The organism is Klebsiella sp. X13 (assembly GCF_003323835.1).
Taxonomy (GTDB): Bacteria; Pseudomonadota; Gammaproteobacteria; order Enterobacterales; family Enterobacteriaceae; genus Klebsiella; species Klebsiella ornithinolytica.
In genome coordinates this window covers 3,416,926-3,431,143 of sequence record NZ_CP030874.1, presented here as the reverse complement: position 1 = coordinate 3,431,143, position 14,218 = coordinate 3,416,926, and the positions used below count along the sequence as shown (strand labels likewise).

The 14,218-nt window shown below is 59.9% G+C and carries 15 protein-coding genes; 10 read left to right on the top strand and 5 right to left on the bottom strand.

The annotated features are described in order from the left end of the window. Positions 1–3: 3 nt before the first annotated feature. Positions 4–936: an allantoinase PuuE gene (gene puuE / locus DSD31_RS16325; RefSeq protein WP_004860320.1), complete on the top strand. Its 933-nt coding sequence runs from the start codon at positions 4–6 to the stop codon at positions 934–936. A 34-nt stretch (positions 937–970) separates the two neighbouring features. Here the strand turns inward: puuE and hpxZ are convergent, their stop codons facing one another. Genes hpxZ through hpxW form a run of 4 tightly spaced genes read right to left on the bottom strand, consistent with a single transcriptional unit; the run spans position 971 to position 4,529 of the window. After that, the gene (gene hpxZ / locus DSD31_RS16320) at positions 971–1,357 is read right to left on the bottom strand and encodes an oxalurate catabolism protein HpxZ (protein ID WP_004860324.1); all 387 of its coding nucleotides are present in this window, start codon (positions 1,355–1,357) and stop codon (positions 971–973) included. Further along, positions 1,354–2,751 carry an AtzE family amidohydrolase gene (locus DSD31_RS16315; protein ID WP_032717658.1) on the bottom strand — a complete coding sequence of 466 codons (1,398 nt, stop codon included), beginning with the start codon at positions 2,749–2,751 and terminating at the stop codon, positions 1,354–1,356. Before DSD31_RS16315 ends, hpxZ begins: the two co-directional genes overlap by 4 nt. Further along, complete coding sequence (gene hpxX / locus DSD31_RS16310) at positions 2,748–2,936, bottom strand: oxalurate catabolism protein HpxX (protein WP_004860327.1); 189 nt, start codon at positions 2,934–2,936, stop codon at positions 2,748–2,750. Before hpxX ends, DSD31_RS16315 begins: the two co-directional genes overlap by 4 nt. 9 nt (positions 2,937–2,945) lie before the next feature. Further along, complete coding sequence (gene hpxW, locus DSD31_RS16305) at positions 2,946–4,529, bottom strand: oxamate amidohydrolase (protein ID WP_004860329.1); 1,584 nt, start codon at positions 4,527–4,529, stop codon at positions 2,946–2,948. 165 nt (positions 4,530–4,694) lie between these two features. Between hpxW and hpxU the strand changes: the two genes are divergently transcribed. The 8 genes from hpxU to DSD31_RS16265 all read left to right on the top strand — a co-directional run bounded on the left by hpxU (position 4,695) and on the right by DSD31_RS16265 (position 12,342). Then, a complete protein-coding gene (hpxU, locus tag DSD31_RS16300; RefSeq protein WP_004860331.1) occupies positions 4,695–5,534 on the top strand; it encodes a MurR/RpiR family transcriptional regulator HpxU in 840 nt (279 codons plus the stop codon). Positions 5,535–5,747: 213 nt separating this feature from the next. Continuing rightward, positions 5,748–6,533 (top strand): transporter substrate-binding domain-containing protein, encoded by a 786-nt coding sequence (locus DSD31_RS16295; protein WP_004860334.1) that lies wholly within the window; start codon positions 5,748–5,750, stop codon positions 6,531–6,533. Positions 6,534–6,542: 9 nt separating this feature from the next. Next, the gene (locus DSD31_RS16290) at positions 6,543–7,208 is read left to right on the top strand and encodes an amino acid ABC transporter permease (protein ID WP_004860336.1); all 666 of its coding nucleotides are present in this window, start codon (positions 6,543–6,545) and stop codon (positions 7,206–7,208) included. Next, complete coding sequence (locus DSD31_RS16285; protein WP_015584686.1) at positions 7,208–7,864, top strand: amino acid ABC transporter permease; 657 nt, start codon at positions 7,208–7,210, stop codon at positions 7,862–7,864. Before DSD31_RS16290 ends, DSD31_RS16285 begins: the two co-directional genes overlap by 1 nt. Beyond that, positions 7,845–8,582 (top strand): amino acid ABC transporter ATP-binding protein, encoded by a 738-nt coding sequence (locus DSD31_RS16280; RefSeq protein WP_113991187.1) that lies wholly within the window; start codon positions 7,845–7,847, stop codon positions 8,580–8,582. Before DSD31_RS16285 ends, DSD31_RS16280 begins: the two co-directional genes overlap by 20 nt. Before the next feature lie 15 nt (positions 8,583–8,597). Further along, a complete protein-coding gene (locus DSD31_RS16275) occupies positions 8,598–9,839 on the top strand; it encodes a pyridoxal-phosphate-dependent aminotransferase family protein (RefSeq protein WP_015584685.1) in 1,242 nt (413 codons plus the stop codon). Then, positions 9,836–11,098 (top strand): allantoate amidohydrolase, encoded by a 1,263-nt coding sequence (gene hpxK, locus DSD31_RS16270; protein ID WP_064359823.1) that lies wholly within the window; start codon positions 9,836–9,838, stop codon positions 11,096–11,098. The genes DSD31_RS16275 and hpxK overlap by 4 nt, the downstream gene beginning before the upstream one ends. A gap of 338 nt (positions 11,099–11,436) precedes the next feature. After that, on the top strand, positions 11,437–12,342 hold the full coding sequence (locus DSD31_RS16265; RefSeq protein WP_004860347.1) for a GGDEF domain-containing protein: 906 nt from the start codon (positions 11,437–11,439) through the stop codon (positions 12,340–12,342). Positions 12,343–12,347: 5 nt separating this feature from the next. Here the strand turns inward: DSD31_RS16265 and DSD31_RS16260 are convergent, their stop codons facing one another. Continuing rightward, entirely contained in the window at positions 12,348–13,181 is an 834-nt protein-coding gene (locus tag DSD31_RS16260) for an AraC family transcriptional regulator (RefSeq protein ID WP_104896692.1), read from the bottom strand. A 250-nt stretch (positions 13,182–13,431) separates the two neighbouring features. On the opposite strand from DSD31_RS16260, the gene DSD31_RS16255 reads away from it, so the two are divergent. Beyond that, positions 13,432–14,199 carry a phytanoyl-CoA dioxygenase family protein gene (locus DSD31_RS16255; RefSeq protein ID WP_015584682.1) on the top strand — a complete coding sequence of 256 codons (768 nt, stop codon included), beginning with the start codon at positions 13,432–13,434 and terminating at the stop codon, positions 14,197–14,199. The last annotated feature ends 19 nt before the right edge of the window (positions 14,200–14,218 follow it).

The window sequence follows — 14,218 nt, the reverse complement described above, 5'->3', positions numbered from 1 at the left end:
GAGATGACGTCAGCAGCACAGAATTACCCTCGCGACCTGCGAGGATACGCCGGTCAACCGCCGCACGCGCAGTGGCCGAACCAGGCGCGCATTGCCGTGCAGTTTGTCCTCAATTATGAAGAGGGGGCGGAAAACCATGTTCTGCATGGCGACGCCGGTTCCGAGCAGTTTCTCTCCGATATTATCGGCGCCGCCAGCTACCCGGACCGGCACATGTCGATGGACTCGCTGTATGAGTACGGCAGCCGCGCCGGGTTCTGGCGCATTCATCAGGAGTTCAGCCGGCGCGGGCTGCCGCTGACGGTGTTCGGCGTGGCGATGGCCCTCGCGCGTCACCCCGATATCGTCGCGGCGATTAAAGCCGCCGACTACGACGTGGTTAGCCACGGCTGGCGTTGGATCCACTATCAGCATATGGATAGCGACATGGAGCGCGAGCATCTGCACAAGGCAGTGCACGTCTTAACCGACCTGTTCGGCAAGCCGCCAACCGGCTGGTACACCGGGCGGGACAGTCCCAATACGCGGCGGCTGGTGGTGGAACACGGCGGTTTCGAGTATGACAGCGACTACTATGGCGATGATTTACCTTTCTGGACCGAGGTGCCGTGCGGCGACGGTTCGCGCAAGCCGCATCTGATCGTCCCCTATACCCTCGACGCCAACGACATGCGCTTTGCCACCGCGCAGGGGTTCAATACCGCTGAGCAGTTTTATACCTACCTGAAAGATAGTTTTGATGTGCTGTATGAAGAAGGGGAAGATGCGCCGAAGATGATGTCTATCGGTATGCACTGTCGCCTGCTTGGCCGGCCGGGGCGCTTCCGCGCCCTGCAGCGTTTCCTCGATTATGTCCAGCAGCACGAGCGGGTGTGGGTCTGTACGCGCCAGCAGATCGCCACGCACTGGCGCGAAGTCCATCCGTACCGGGAATAGCTGTCATTCCCGGGTAGCCCGGCTCAGCGCCGGGCTAGCTCATCAGGCTGACCTGCGCGGCAACAATCCGCCAGCCAAAAGGAAAGCGGACCCAGGTTTGCTGCTGGCGGCCGATGCGATCGCTGCCGGCGCGGGTAAACTCGGTGCTGCACACCGCGTAATCCTCGCCGAAGGTGACGATCTCGGTGTGGCGTAATTCGCGCTGTAATCCCGCCGCCGGACGGGCGGCGCGAAAGGCGCGAATTTCATCGATACCGTAGAGGTTCTCGCCGGCGCCCAGGCGCACCGTCCGTTTATCGTGCCAGAAGAGCTCATCCAGCACCGCAATGTCGTTGCTGACCAGCGCCTCTTCGTAGCGGTAAAAGGCGGCCGTTACCTCGGCCAGAACGCGCGGCCGGTTAATATTATCCTGATTGATCATCGTGCTCTCTCCGCAGGGCGGGCCTCGCTGATGCCCGCGTGTTCCAGCGCGCGCGCGGCGCGCAGACAGGCCAGTTCATTAAACGGCGCGGCAATCAGCTGCACGCCAATGGGGCGGTTGGACGCGGTGCGCAACGGGACCGTCACCACCGGCAGGCCAAGGAACGAGATGGGCTGAGTGAGCATGCCCATACTGGCGCGAACGGGCAGCATCTCGCCGTTGATCGTCATCGTCGGTTGGCCGATAAGGGTGGCGCTGCACGGCGTCGCCGGGGCGATGAGTACATCGACGTGGTGAAACAGCGATTTTATCGCCTCCCGGGCATGGCGCCGAAAACGCTGCGCCTGAAGATACCAGGCCGAAGGAATCATCGCCCCGGCCAGCAGACGCTCCCGCGAGTTCGGTTCAAAGCGAGCCGGTTCACGCCGCAGCGCCGGCAGATAGTGATTGCCCCCTTCGGAGGCGCTGATGATAAACGCCGCCGAACGGGCAAGCTCCGCCTCGGGGAAAACATGCTCTTCGCGGGCCTCAAGGGCCTGCGCCACGCGTGCCACGGCGGCACGGGCGTCGCTATCGCACCAGTCGCTGAAATAGCCGCCCAGCACTCCGCAGCGCAGATCCTCCGCCCCGCGTTCCAGCCGCTGGCGAGTGGGGGCAACGGCTTCGTCCGCCTGGGCATCATCATCGGGGTCGTGCCCCTGTAAGGCATCGTACACCGCCGCCAGATCGTCGACGCAGCGGGCAAACGGGCCAATGTGATCGAGGCTGGCGACGAACGGATGGCTGCCCGCACGCGACAGGCGGCCAAACGTCGGTTTCAGACCAAAAATGCCGCACAGGGAGGCCGGGACGCGGATTGAGCCGTTGGTATCGCTTCCCAGAGAGAAGTGAACCAGCCCGGCGGCAACTGCCGCTGCCGAACCGCCGGAAGAGCCGCCGGCAATTCGCTGCAGATCGTGCGGATTATGGGTGGCGCCATAGTGGCTGTTTTCGGTGGTGAACCCGTAGGCGTAGGCATCCATATTGACCATTCCGCTAAGCAGGCCGCCAGCCGCGCAGATCTGCCGTACCGCCCAGCCGTCATTGACGGCAGGCGGGCGGTCGCTGAACAGCTGTGCGCCGGCGAGGGTGGTTTCCCCGGCAACGTCGAACAGATTTTTTACCGCGTAGGGGACCCCCGCCAGCGCCGGTAACGGCTGACGGGTTCGACGCAGCGCATCAATCTGGTCGGCTTCGGCGAGCATCCGGCGTTCGGTGATCTGCGTCCAGGCATTAATCTGCGGGTTAACCTGCGCCATGTCGTCCAGGGTGCGGCGGGCAATTTCTCTGGCGCTCAGCTCACCCTCGGCCAGCGCGCGCTGAATATCAGCAATCGTCATCTCAGTCAGCGTCATGCTTTGTACACTCCGGCAATCTCCAGGCGTTCATCGAGGGGAAAGGCCATCAGCGGCTCAGCCATGGCGGCAATGCGGGCGAACTGTAGCTGAAGCTCGCCGCGGCGGGTGTCGTCCAGTTCCAGCGCCAGCAGGTGTTCCATTTGCGCCAGATAAGCGCGCCAGTCGTTTACGCTATGCGTCATGTTGGTCTCCTAATAACCGGCGGCGGAGCCGTTGCTGCGTGGATCGGAGGCCCCTTCAAACAGGCCGTTGGGATGGCGGACGATGGCGCCGGCGTGGCCCATGGCTTCGCTATAATCGGCCAGCACCTCCACGTCATGACCCAGCGCCCGTAGACGGGCGATGCTATCCGGCGGGAAGCGACCTTCCAGTTTCAGTGAATCTGAGGTTTGTCCCCAGGTCCGGCCCAGCAGCCAGCGCGGGCGCGAAATACTCTCCTGCAGCGGGATGCCCTGCAGAATGTAGCGGGTGAAAATGGCCGCCTGAGTTTGCGGTTGGCCATCCCCACCCATTGACCCATATACCATGACCCGGCCATCGTTAAGGCGCGCGGCGGCGGGGTTGAGGGTATGAAACGGCTGTTTGCCTGGCGCCAGCGCCAGCAGATGCGCGGGGTCGAGACTGAACGAGGCGCCGCGGTTTTGCCAGACGATCCCGCTATCCGGCAGGACGACACCGCTGCCAAATTCATGATAAAGACTTTGAATAAAGGATACCGCCAGCCCGCTGCTGTCTATCACCCCCATCCAGACGGTGTCGCCGGGGCCTTTTCCCGCTCCCCAGGGGGCGGCCTGCCGATCGTCGATGTTTTCGGCCAGCTGCTGGAGCGCCTGCGGGTCGAGCAGGCTTTGAATATCCACGTCGAGATGACGGGGGTCGGTAATGTGGGCATCGCGCAGGCCAAAAGCCTGCTTGGTGGCCTCGACGATACGGTGCACGGTCTGCGCGTCATCGGCATCGTGCATCGCCAGCCGGTCGGTAATCCCGAGGATCGCCAGCGAGACCAGTCCCTGCGTGGGCGGCGCCAGATTCCACAATTCGCCGTGCTGGTGCTGAAGCTTCAGCGGCGCAGGGCGACGGGCGCGATGCTGCTGGAGGTCTGCAAGGGTGACGGGCAGGCCGCAGGCCGCCATCCCCGCAGCCAGACGGCGGGCCAGCGGGCCGCGATAAAAACTGTCGAGGCCATCGTCGACCAGCTGCTTAAGCGTTGATGCCAGCGCGGGCTGGCGAAACCGACTGCCGGCGACCGGCGGTTGGCCGTTGACCAGAAAGGTCTCGGCGAACCCCGGCAGGTCGCGGAGTTCGGCGAGTTTTCCGGCGCTGGCGCTGGACTGGGACGCCGTCACCGGCGTGCCGTCAGCGGCATAGCGAATCGCATCCTCCAGCAGACGCGCCAGCGGCAGCGCTTTTCCGGTCAGCGTCTGCGAGATCTTGAGCGCTTCATCCCAGCCGCTGACGGTCCCGGCGACGGTCAGCGCCGCTTGCGGCCCGCGGTGCGGAATTTGCGCCAGCCCGGCGTAGGCTTCCGGGGTGGCCAGCGACCCCGCCGCGCCGCTGGCGTCAATGGCTATCGGTTCGCCCTCCGGCGGGACGATAAGCCAGAAGCCATCGCCGCCCAGGCCGTTCATATGTGGGTAAACCACCGCAATGGTGGCCGCCGCGGCGACCATGGCTTCTATCGCGCTGCCGCCTTCGCGCAGCACGGCAACCGCGCTTTGGCTGGCCAGATGGTGCGGGGCGACCGCCATCCCGTGGGCGGATACATTACTCTGCATGGGTTGTCCTCATGATCCAAACGTGATGCCAACGCTGCAAAAGCTGTTCCACTTTGAGCGTAAAGTTTCATTCGTCAGGGGACGGACCTTTTTCTTAAACTGGCATGCATTATGAAAGGGCTCACATCATGTATAGTTTGATGAAACAAAAGTTACAGAGGCCGTATGGAACAACTGGATGAACGCTTGAAAGGGCAATATGCCTCATTGTCGCCTCAGGAACAGCGGGTGGCGGATTTTATTTTCGATCACTTCGACGACCTGATTAGCTATAACAGCGCCGAGCTGGCGCAGCTGAGCGGGGTGTCAAAAGCCACGGTGAGCCGTCTGTTTAAGCGGCTGGGCTACGAAAAATATAAGGATATGCGCGATGAGCTGCGCACGTTACGCCAGAGCGGAATGCCGCTGACCGATCATCGCGATGCGGTGCAGGGGAACACGCTGCTGGCGCGGCACTATAAACAGGAAATGGCGAATCTGACGCAGTGGGTCAATGCGCTCGACGCGCAGCAGTTTGCCGATGCGATTAGCGGGATGGTCGATGCCCGGCGCATTGCGATCATCGGAATGCGCAACTCCTGGCCGGTGGCGCTGCACCTGCGCCAGCAGCTGCTGCAGGCGCGCGGGCAGGTACAGGTGCTGCCGCAGCCGGGGCAGAGTTTAAGCGAAGAGCTGGTGGATCTGACGGCGGACGATCTGGTGGTGGTTATGGCTTTTCGCCGCCGTCCGCGCATTATTCGCCCGCTGTTGCAGCAGCTCCAGCTGCGCGGTATTCCGGTACTGCTGATTTGCGAACCGCAGGCATACAGCCTGTTTCCGCTGTCCCGCTGGCAGCTGTGCGCCCCCCTGGATAGCGTCTCGGCCTATGACAGCTACAGCTCGGTAAACAGCTTGATCAACCTGCTGGCGAATGCGTTTTTACATGAAATTCTCGATAAAGGCCGTCCGCGCATCCACGATATAGCCACCCTCTATCAGCAGCTGGACGAGCTTGAGCAACGATAATGGGGCCTCAGGCTGGTGCTTTGCTCTTTTGTGGTGCAATAAAATAGTGGGGAAATGAGCTCCGTTTTCCCACTTCTTTCCGCTATATCCTGTTTATCCTCTCTTTTTTTGCGCTTTCTGGCGTGGCCCTCTCATTTTTTGCATCTGGCACATTAGTTGCAGAAGTTTATTTAAAGAATCTTTTGTTTCATACTAACGTAACGGGTAAACATCATGAAAAAACTGCTGATCGCACTGGCCGGGGCCGCTTGTCTGTTCACGCAAATCACAGCGGCAAAAGCCGACCAGCTGCAGGATATTGAAAAGCGCGGCGTGATTCGCATTGCGGTACCGCAGGATTTCCCGCCGTTCGGTTCGGTGGGAACCGATCTCCAGCCGCAGGGCTATGACATCGATATGGCGCGTTACCTTGCCAGTCAGATGAAGCTCAAGCTGCAGCTGGTGCCGGTCACCAGCGCCAACCGGGTACCTTATCTGCAAACCGATAAAGTTGACCTGGTGATCTCCAGCCTCGGTAAGAATGCCGAGCGCGAGAAGGTGATTGATTTCAGCCGCGCCTATGCGCCGTTCTTCCTCGGCGTGTTTGGCCCGAAAGGGGCGGAGATCAAAGAGGCGGCGGCGCTGAGCGGGAAAACTATCGGCGTGACCCGCGGTGCGGTGGAAGATATGGTGCTGACCGGTATCGCGCCAAAAGAGGCGCAGATTAAACGCTACGAAGACAACAACACCACGCTGTCGGCTTATCTCTCCGGCCAGGTACAGTACGTGGCGACCGGGAACCTGGTGGTAGCGGCGATCGCCCGCCAGAATCCGGCGAAAGCGCCGGTACCGAGTTTTATGCTGAAAGATTCGCCGTGCGTGATTGGTCTGAAAAAGAATGAACCGGCGCTGAAAGCCAAAGTGGATGCGCTGATTGAGCAAGGCATCAAAGACGGTACCCTCAACGCGTTATCGCAGCAGTGGCTGAAAGCGCCGTTGCCCGCCGACTTTTCCGCATAAGGTCAGTGAATGACGGAACAACTTCATTTTTCTGCGCTCTGGCCGCACTGGCCGGAGCTGCTGGCCGGGCTGTGGGTGACTATTCAACTGACGGTCATGGCCACGATCGGCGGCCTGGCTATCGGCATTTTGGGGGCCGCCATTCGCAGCGGGCGGCCATCGTGGTTGAGTCGGATTTGGGGCGGCTATGTGGAGCTGATTCGCAACACGCCGTTCGTGGTCCAGCTGTTTTTTATCGTCTTTGGGCTGCCTAACCTCGGGCTCAAGATGACGGCGGGTGAAGCCGCGCTGCTGGCGATGGTGGTCAACCTTGGCGCCTACAGTACCGAGATTGTCCGCGCCGGGATCCAGGTGACGCCAAAAGGGCAGTGGGAGGCCGGGCGCGTGCTGGGGCTGAGCCGCACGCAGACCTTTATCCGGGTGGTATTACCGCCGGCGCTACAGCGGATTTATCCGGCGCTGGTCAGTCAGTGCATTATCGTGATGTTGGGATCGTCGGTGGTTTCTCAGGTCTCTTATGAAGAGCTGACCTTTGCCGCCAACCTGATCCAGTCGCGGACGTTTCTGAGCTTCGAGGTCTATCTGGTGACGACGGGGATCTACTTAGTGTTATCGATAACGCTGCGTCAGCTGCTGATGGCGGCAGGGCGAAAATGGCTGGGGGTGCAGGCATGATGGTCACCTTTACCGACTGGGACATTATTCGCAATCTGCTGCTGGCCGGCCGCTGGACGGTGCTGCTGTCGCTGGTGGCCTTTATCGGCGGCGCGCTGGTGACGTTGCCGCTGCTACTGCTGCGCCTGACCGGCGGACGCCAGGTCAGACGTCTGATTCGCGGCTATATCGAACTGTTTCAGGGGACGCCGCTGCTGATGCAGCTGTTTCTGGCCTTTTTCGGCGTGGCGCTGTTCGGCATCGATGTTTCGCCGTGGACCGCTGCGTCGATGGCGCTGACCTTCTACACCAGCGCCTTTTTACTTGATATCTGGTTTGGCAGCATCCGCGCGTTGCCGAAAGGGCAGTGGGAAGCTTCGCGCTGTCTGGGCCTCAGTTTCGCCCAGACGCTGTTTCGCGTCATTGCGCCGCAGGCGCTGCGTATCGCCATTGCGCCCACCGTGGGGTTTGCGGTGCAGGTGGTGAAAGGCACCGCGCTGGCATCGATTATCGGCTTCGTCGAGCTGACCAAAGCCGGCACGATGCTGACCAACGTCACCTATCAGCCGTTTAAAGTCTTTGCGCTGGTGGCGCTGGGCTACTTCATTCTGTGCTACCCGCTGTCCCGCTACAGCCGCTATCTGGAGAATAAATTCAATGCCTCTCATCACCATTAATCAGATGCAGAAGTACTACGGCGACAACCACGTGCTGAAAGGTGTCGATCTGGACATCGAGATGGGCGAGGTGATTTCCATTATTGGCCGTAGCGGCTCGGGGAAAAGCACGCTGCTGCGCTGCATCAACGGGCTGGAAGGTTATCAGGATGGCAGCATCAAACTGGGCGGCATGACCATCACCGACCGCGATTCGCAGGCCCGCGAGATCAGCCGTTCCGTCGGGATGGTGTTCCAGAACTTTAACCTGTTTCCGCACATGACCGCGCTGGAAAACGTCATGCTGGCGCCGCGACGGGTGCTGCAAAAAAGCGCCGCCGAATGTCGTGAGCTGGCGCAGCGAATGCTGGAGAAGGTCGGTCTTGGCGATCGGCTGGACTATTATCCTTCCAGTCTCTCCGGCGGCCAGCAGCAGCGGGTGGCGATTGCCCGCGCGCTGGCGATGTCGCCAAAGGTGTTACTGTGTGACGAGATTACCTCGGCGCTGGATCCTGAACTGGTGGGTGAAGTGCTCAAGGTTCTTGAGCAGCTGGCTGCTGAGGGAATGACGCTGATTCTCGTCACCCATGAAATGAATTTTGCCCGTGAAGTGGGCGATCGGGTGGTGTTTATGCATCAGGGACGGGTCTGGGAACAGGGTGACAGTAAAACGCTGTTTGCCAACCCGCAGACCAATGAACTGAAGCAGTTTATCTCCTCCGTTCGCGGCCTGAATTAATCAAAGGACTCTAAAATGGATATCGCTCAATTTTCGCAACTCAACCCGCCGCCGCGCCTGCTGATGGGACCGGGGCCGATTAACGCCGACCCGCGCGTGCTGCGCGCCATGTCGAGTCAGCTGATTGGTCAGTACGATCCGGCGATGACCCACTATATGAATGAGGTCATGGCGCTGTATCGCGGGGTGTTCCGTACCGAAAACCGTTGGACGATGCTGGTGGACGGCACCTCGCGCGCGGGAATCGAAGCGATTCTGGTATCGGCTATTCGCCCTGGCGATAAGGTGCTGGTGCCGGTATTTGGCCGCTTCGGCCATCTGCTGTGCGAAATCGCCCGCCGCTGTCGTGCCGAGGTTCACACCATCGAGGTACCGTGGGGCGAAGTCTTCACTCCCGATCGGATTGAAGACGCCATCAAACGCGTGCGTCCGCGCCTGCTGCTGACCGTGCAGGGCGACACCTCGACCACCATGCTCCAGCCGCTGGCGGAGCTGGGCGATATCTGTCGCCGTCACGAGGTGCTGTTTTACACCGACGCGACCGCCTCGCTGGCCGGCAACGCCCTGGAGACCGATGCCTGGGGGCTGGATGCGGTGTCGGCAGGCATGCAGAAATGCCTCGGCGGCCCGTCCGGAACCTCGCCGATTACCCTCAGCGCGCGCATGGAGGAGGTGATTCGCCGCCGCAAATGCGTGGAGGAGGGCATTCGTACCGACGCCCACCTTGATGGTGTGGATGAGATGGTTTACTCCAACTACTTCGACCTCGGCATGGTGATGGACTACTGGGGGCCGGAGCGCCTGAATCACCACACCGAAGCTACATCGGCGCTGTTTGGCGCCCGCGAATGCGCGCGCCTGATCCTGCAGGAGGGGCTGGAACAGGGGATCGCCCGGCATAAGCTGCATGGCGATGCGCTGCTCAAAGGCATTCAGGCGATGGGGCTGGAGACCTTTGGCGACCTGCAACATAAGATGAACAACGTGCTCGGCGTCATGATTCCGCAGGGCATCAACGGTGACCAGGTACGGAAACTGATGCTGGAAGATTTCGGCATTGAGATCGGCACCTCCTTTGGCCCGCTGCATGGCAAAGTGTGGCGCATCGGCACTATGGGCTATAACGCGCGGAAAGATTGCGTGCTGACCACGCTCAGCGCTCTGGAGTCGGTACTGAATTACCTGAAATTCTCTACCACCCAGGGCGCGGCGATGCAGGCGGCGTGGGATCACTATTGCAGCGAGAGTGCGCGATGAATCAATCAACACGCCAGCAGGCGGAGATGATGGCGGCCGCGGAGCGGGTGATGGCCCGCGCCGATGAGCTGGCCGCGATCAGCGAAACGGCAGAAGGACTGACCCGGGTGTATCTCTCGCCGCAGCATTTGCAGGCCAATCAGCAGGTGGCGCGCTGGATGACGCAGGCGGGGATGACCGTCTGGCAGGATAGCGTCGGGAACATTTGCGGGCGCTATGAAGGCGAGCAGGAGGGGGCGCCGGCAATTCTGCTGGGGTCGCATCTGGATACGGTACGCAATGCCGGGCGCTACGACGGCATGCTGGGGGTGCTCACGGCGATTGACGTGGTGGAAAACCTGCATCAGCAGGGGCGTCGCCTGGCGAAAGCGATAGAGATTGTGGGTTTCTGCGATGAAGAAGGGACCCGTTTTGGCATCACGTTGCTGGGCAGCCGCGGCCTGACGGGAACCTGGCCAGAGAGCTGGCTGACGCAGACCGATGCCCAGGGGATCAGCGTGGCGCAGGCGATGGTGCAGGTCGGGCTTGATCCTGCGCGAGTCAGTCTGGCCGCGCGTCCGACGGCGGATATCGCTGGTTATCTGGAGCTGCACATTGAGCAGGGGCCGTGCCTTGAGCAAGCGGGGCTGGCGCTCGGGGTGGTGGAGGCGATCAACGGTGCCCGCCGCCTGAACTGCCGTTTTACCGGCGAAGCGGGCCATGCCGGAACGGTTCCGATGAGTCAGCGTCGGGATGCGCTGGCCGCCGCCGCCGAATGGATGGTCCTCATTGAGACGACAACCCGGCAGCACGGGGGAAACCTGGTGGCTACGGTGGGGACGCTGCGCTGCGCCCCGGGTGCGGTTAACGTCATTCCCGGCGAGGTGGCGCTGACGCTGGATATTCGCGGCCCGCAGGATGGTCCGCTCGACGCGCTGCTCGCCACGTTGCTGGATGCCGCGCAGGCGATAGCCGCTCGTCGCCATCTGCACTTTGCCGCCGAAGCGTTCTACCACATCGCCGCGACCGCCTGCGATCGGCGGCTACAGGCGGTGTTGACGCAAGCCGTCAACGAGGTTCAGGGGCGCTCGCTGTCCCTGCCGAGCGGCGCCGGGCACGATGCGATCGCCATCGCCGAACGTTGGCCGGTAGGTATGCTGTTTGTGCGCTGCAAAGGCGGCGTCAGCCACCACCCGGCGGAGTCCGTGACCCGGCAGGATGTGGCGTTGGCTATTGCCGCGTTTCGCCGCGCGACCTGGGCGCTGGCCGAAAACGCATAAGTCGTCCCGCGCGGTCGCACTCGCGGCTTCTTCTGCGCCGGCGCCGCGCTGGAGGCCGCTGACCGGCGGCAGATTGACCGCAGTGAAGGGCTATTTTTACGCGAAAGTAGCACAAAGTGCTAAATGTGCGGGTGATGAACTCTATACCATCCGCGGCACTGACCTCGTCGCCATGGATTGGTAGTCAGTTGGAATAATTCCGCGGGGTCAGTCTGCTCTTCTTATCAAGCATCGATGACGCCTTTAACCCTCAGATAATCATCATTTTTATTCGCTGAAAATTCCCCGACTGTTATGCTACCTTGTGAAAAGATATGCTGCTGACGAGAGACATGCCGATGCTGAATTCAGATAAGAGTATTAATATACAGACGCAGTCCTCCCGTTCCGGGATGAATCTTTTCCCCGCATTACTGGTGATTATCGCCGTTTCCACATTGTGTGTCGTGATATCGAAACCATTAGGTCCCTGGGAGGTTATCTTCGCCAACGCCGGGCTGTATATTGATCTGTTAGCCTTATTGTTCCTGGTGTTTATGTTATGGATTTCGGCAAAAGTCAGAATGAGCTATGTCGCGGTAAACTGGGTGCGCTACGGGCTGTTACTCTGGATAGCCGGCGGCACCTTTGATTTAATGGACGAGATATTTGTCCAGCCGAAATGGATGGGCTATTACTGCGAAGATCTGCTCCGTCTTTCCGGCATGCTGTTGACGACTATCGGCATCTACAAAATTATCGAGCGTATTAACGTGCTGTACGTGGACGCGCGTTCTCAATCGTTAAAAGACGAGCTGACTCAACTGCCTAACCGGCGCTTTTTCATTGATACTATCCGGGAAAAACAGGGCCATCAGCTGGCGCTGATGATTCTGGATATTGATTTTTTCAAGAAGATAAATGATACCTACGGCCATCTGGTGGGCGATGAGGTGCTATTCGCGTTGGGTAAACAGCTGGCAAAATTAACCAGCGATAAAATTCTGCCGGCCCGGATTGGTGGCGAAGAGTTTGCCATTATTGTTGACGGAATGTCGGCCGAAGAGGTGCGCAACCTGGCGCAGTCCATTCTGGAGAATGTCCGCTCCATTCTGATTAATCATGATTATCCGCTGTCGGTCAGCATTGGCGTCGGCATGCGTGAAAAAGATGAAGCGCAGGATGCGTTTATTAAGAAGGTGGATGAAGCGCTCTACCAGGCTAAACATAACGGCCGCGGACGCGTCGAGTGGGCCGCATCCTGAGGCCGCTACCCCTGCTGCGCGCTGCGACAATGGCGGCGATATTCGGAAGGCGAACGTTCGGTATAGCGTTTAAACACCCGGCAAAAATAGTTGCTGTCGATAAAGCCGCAGTTGTGGGCAATCTCTTTGACTTTTAAGTCGTAACCCCGCAGCAGCTTTTTGGCCTGCTCCAGTCGGACGCGGGTCAGGTATTCGTTAAAACCGACGGAACCCGATTTCTGAAAAATGTGCGACAGGTAGTTTGGGGTGATATGAAAACGTTTTGCCACCGATTCGCGGGTTAACGGCTGGCTGAGATTCTCCTCCAGATAATCCTGTACCGCCATAAACAGATCGCGGCTGCGGCTGACCCGCATCTCCAGGCCGACCAGCTGTTCAAGGCAGTGGCTCAGCAGCGCCGACACCACAAGCCGGGCGGTGACCGGGTCTGGCTGCAGACAGATTTCGTTCAGCGCCAGCAGCAGATAAGAGCCCACGCGCGGCCCCAGGCGGGCGACGCTTTGTTTCTCCGTTCGCAGCCGTTTACCGTCCCAGTGCTGGATGCAAAACCCCAGCTTTTGTCTGCCAAATAAAATACTTAAGGTCGATGCCTGACCGGTCCACTGCGGGCAGGTCCACTTTCCCGCCTGGACATAAAGCACCTGCGATGTTGACAGCACCATATCGGACAAGGGTAAACCGTTCTCCCGCAGCTCGCCCTCCAGCACAATCTCCAGACGCGGAAACGCGACCTGATAGGCCAGTTCCGGGACAGAAATATCCGGTTCCGGGAACCTGACCAGCAGCCTGTCCTTCTGATTGACCAGACGATTTAAAATACCCGGCAGATCTTCAATCATCCCTTCACCCCGAGAGCGAACTATTATCCTGTTGAATATAATCTATTTAATATCCGCAGATCTCTTTTAGTTCGCCCGATTGAGCGCGCAGAGCCAGCCTGCGGCCGCCTGAGTCTCAGAGTTTGACGATCATCACACTTTGCCTCCCCGCGTACGGATGTCCAGTTTTTCGTAGCAATCGCCTCATGTATTTCCCCTGGCCGACGATTAGAGTTTATTTCGTGTTATCGAAAGGTTAAGGAAAGGAAATATGGAACATCAATCTGCTGTCTATCTGGATGCCCTCGGCGCCAACATCGCCTTATCCGACAAAATGAAACAGGAGCTGGATACGCTTGGCTACACCGTGGTGCATCATCTGGCCGACCCGGCGTGGCTGGCGGCGATGCGCGAGCTCATCGATACGCTTGTCGAGAGCGAGGGGGATAACCTGGCCATGGAACACCATCAGGAGGCGACCGCGACGCGCATTGCCAACCTGGTGAATAAAGGGGTGATTTGGGAGAAGGTGTGGTCCCATCCGCTGGTGCTGTCGGCCTGCCGCTATATTTTTCAGGGCGACTTTAAAGTGTCCAGCCTGAATGCGCGCGAGGCGCTGGTTAACGGCGGCCACCAGCCGCTACATGCCGACTGGAAAAAACCGCGTCCCGATTTTCCCAAAGTGCATCTGGTGAATACCATCTGGGCAATCGATGATTTGAGTGCTGAGAATGGCGCCCCGCGAATTATTCCCGGTACGCATCTGCGCCCGGAGCTGCCCGAGGAGGTCCTGAGCGACCCTGAACTGCCGCACCCGGATGAGGTGGTGTTTGCCGCCCCGGCGGGGAGCGTAATGATTTATAACGCACATACCTGGCACGGCGGAACCTGTAATACCACCGGCAGCAGAAGACGGGTGCTGCACGGTTTATACATTGACCGCCAGGACAGCGCGCAGCAGGACCAGCGGCGCTGGCTAAAGCCGGAAACCGCCAGTCGCCTGACGCCGGCGCAAAAATGGCTGCTGGATGTGGAGTAAGCCCGGGCGTCCATTTTTT

Coding starts and splice junctions, on each gene's coding strand:
- puuE (WP_004860320.1), top strand. CDS start 4: ATGACGTCAGCAGCACAGAATTACCCTCGCGACCTGCGAGGATACGCC.
- hpxZ (WP_004860324.1), bottom strand. CDS start 1,357: ATGATCAATCAGGATAATATTAACCGGCCGCGCGTTCTGGCCGAGGTA.
- DSD31_RS16315 (WP_032717658.1), bottom strand. CDS start 2,751: ATGACGCTGACTGAGATGACGATTGCTGATATTCAGCGCGCGCTGGCC.
- hpxX (WP_004860327.1), bottom strand. CDS start 2,936: ATGACGCATAGCGTAAACGACTGGCGCGCTTATCTGGCGCAAATGGAA.
- hpxW (WP_004860329.1), bottom strand. CDS start 4,529: ATGCAGAGTAATGTATCCGCCCACGGGATGGCGGTCGCCCCGCACCAT.
- hpxU (WP_004860331.1), top strand. CDS start 4,695: ATGGAACAACTGGATGAACGCTTGAAAGGGCAATATGCCTCATTGTCG.
- DSD31_RS16295 (WP_004860334.1), top strand. CDS start 5,748: ATGAAAAAACTGCTGATCGCACTGGCCGGGGCCGCTTGTCTGTTCACG.
- DSD31_RS16290 (WP_004860336.1), top strand. CDS start 6,543: ATGACGGAACAACTTCATTTTTCTGCGCTCTGGCCGCACTGGCCGGAG.
- DSD31_RS16285 (WP_015584686.1), top strand. CDS start 7,208: ATGGTCACCTTTACCGACTGGGACATTATTCGCAATCTGCTGCTGGCC.
- DSD31_RS16280 (WP_113991187.1), top strand. CDS start 7,845: ATGCCTCTCATCACCATTAATCAGATGCAGAAGTACTACGGCGACAAC.
- DSD31_RS16275 (WP_015584685.1), top strand. CDS start 8,598: ATGGATATCGCTCAATTTTCGCAACTCAACCCGCCGCCGCGCCTGCTG.
- hpxK (WP_064359823.1), top strand. CDS start 9,836: ATGAATCAATCAACACGCCAGCAGGCGGAGATGATGGCGGCCGCGGAG.
- DSD31_RS16265 (WP_004860347.1), top strand. CDS start 11,437: ATGCTGAATTCAGATAAGAGTATTAATATACAGACGCAGTCCTCCCGT.
- DSD31_RS16260 (WP_104896692.1), bottom strand. CDS start 13,181: ATGATTGAAGATCTGCCGGGTATTTTAAATCGTCTGGTCAATCAGAAG.
- DSD31_RS16255 (WP_015584682.1), top strand. CDS start 13,432: ATGGAACATCAATCTGCTGTCTATCTGGATGCCCTCGGCGCCAACATC.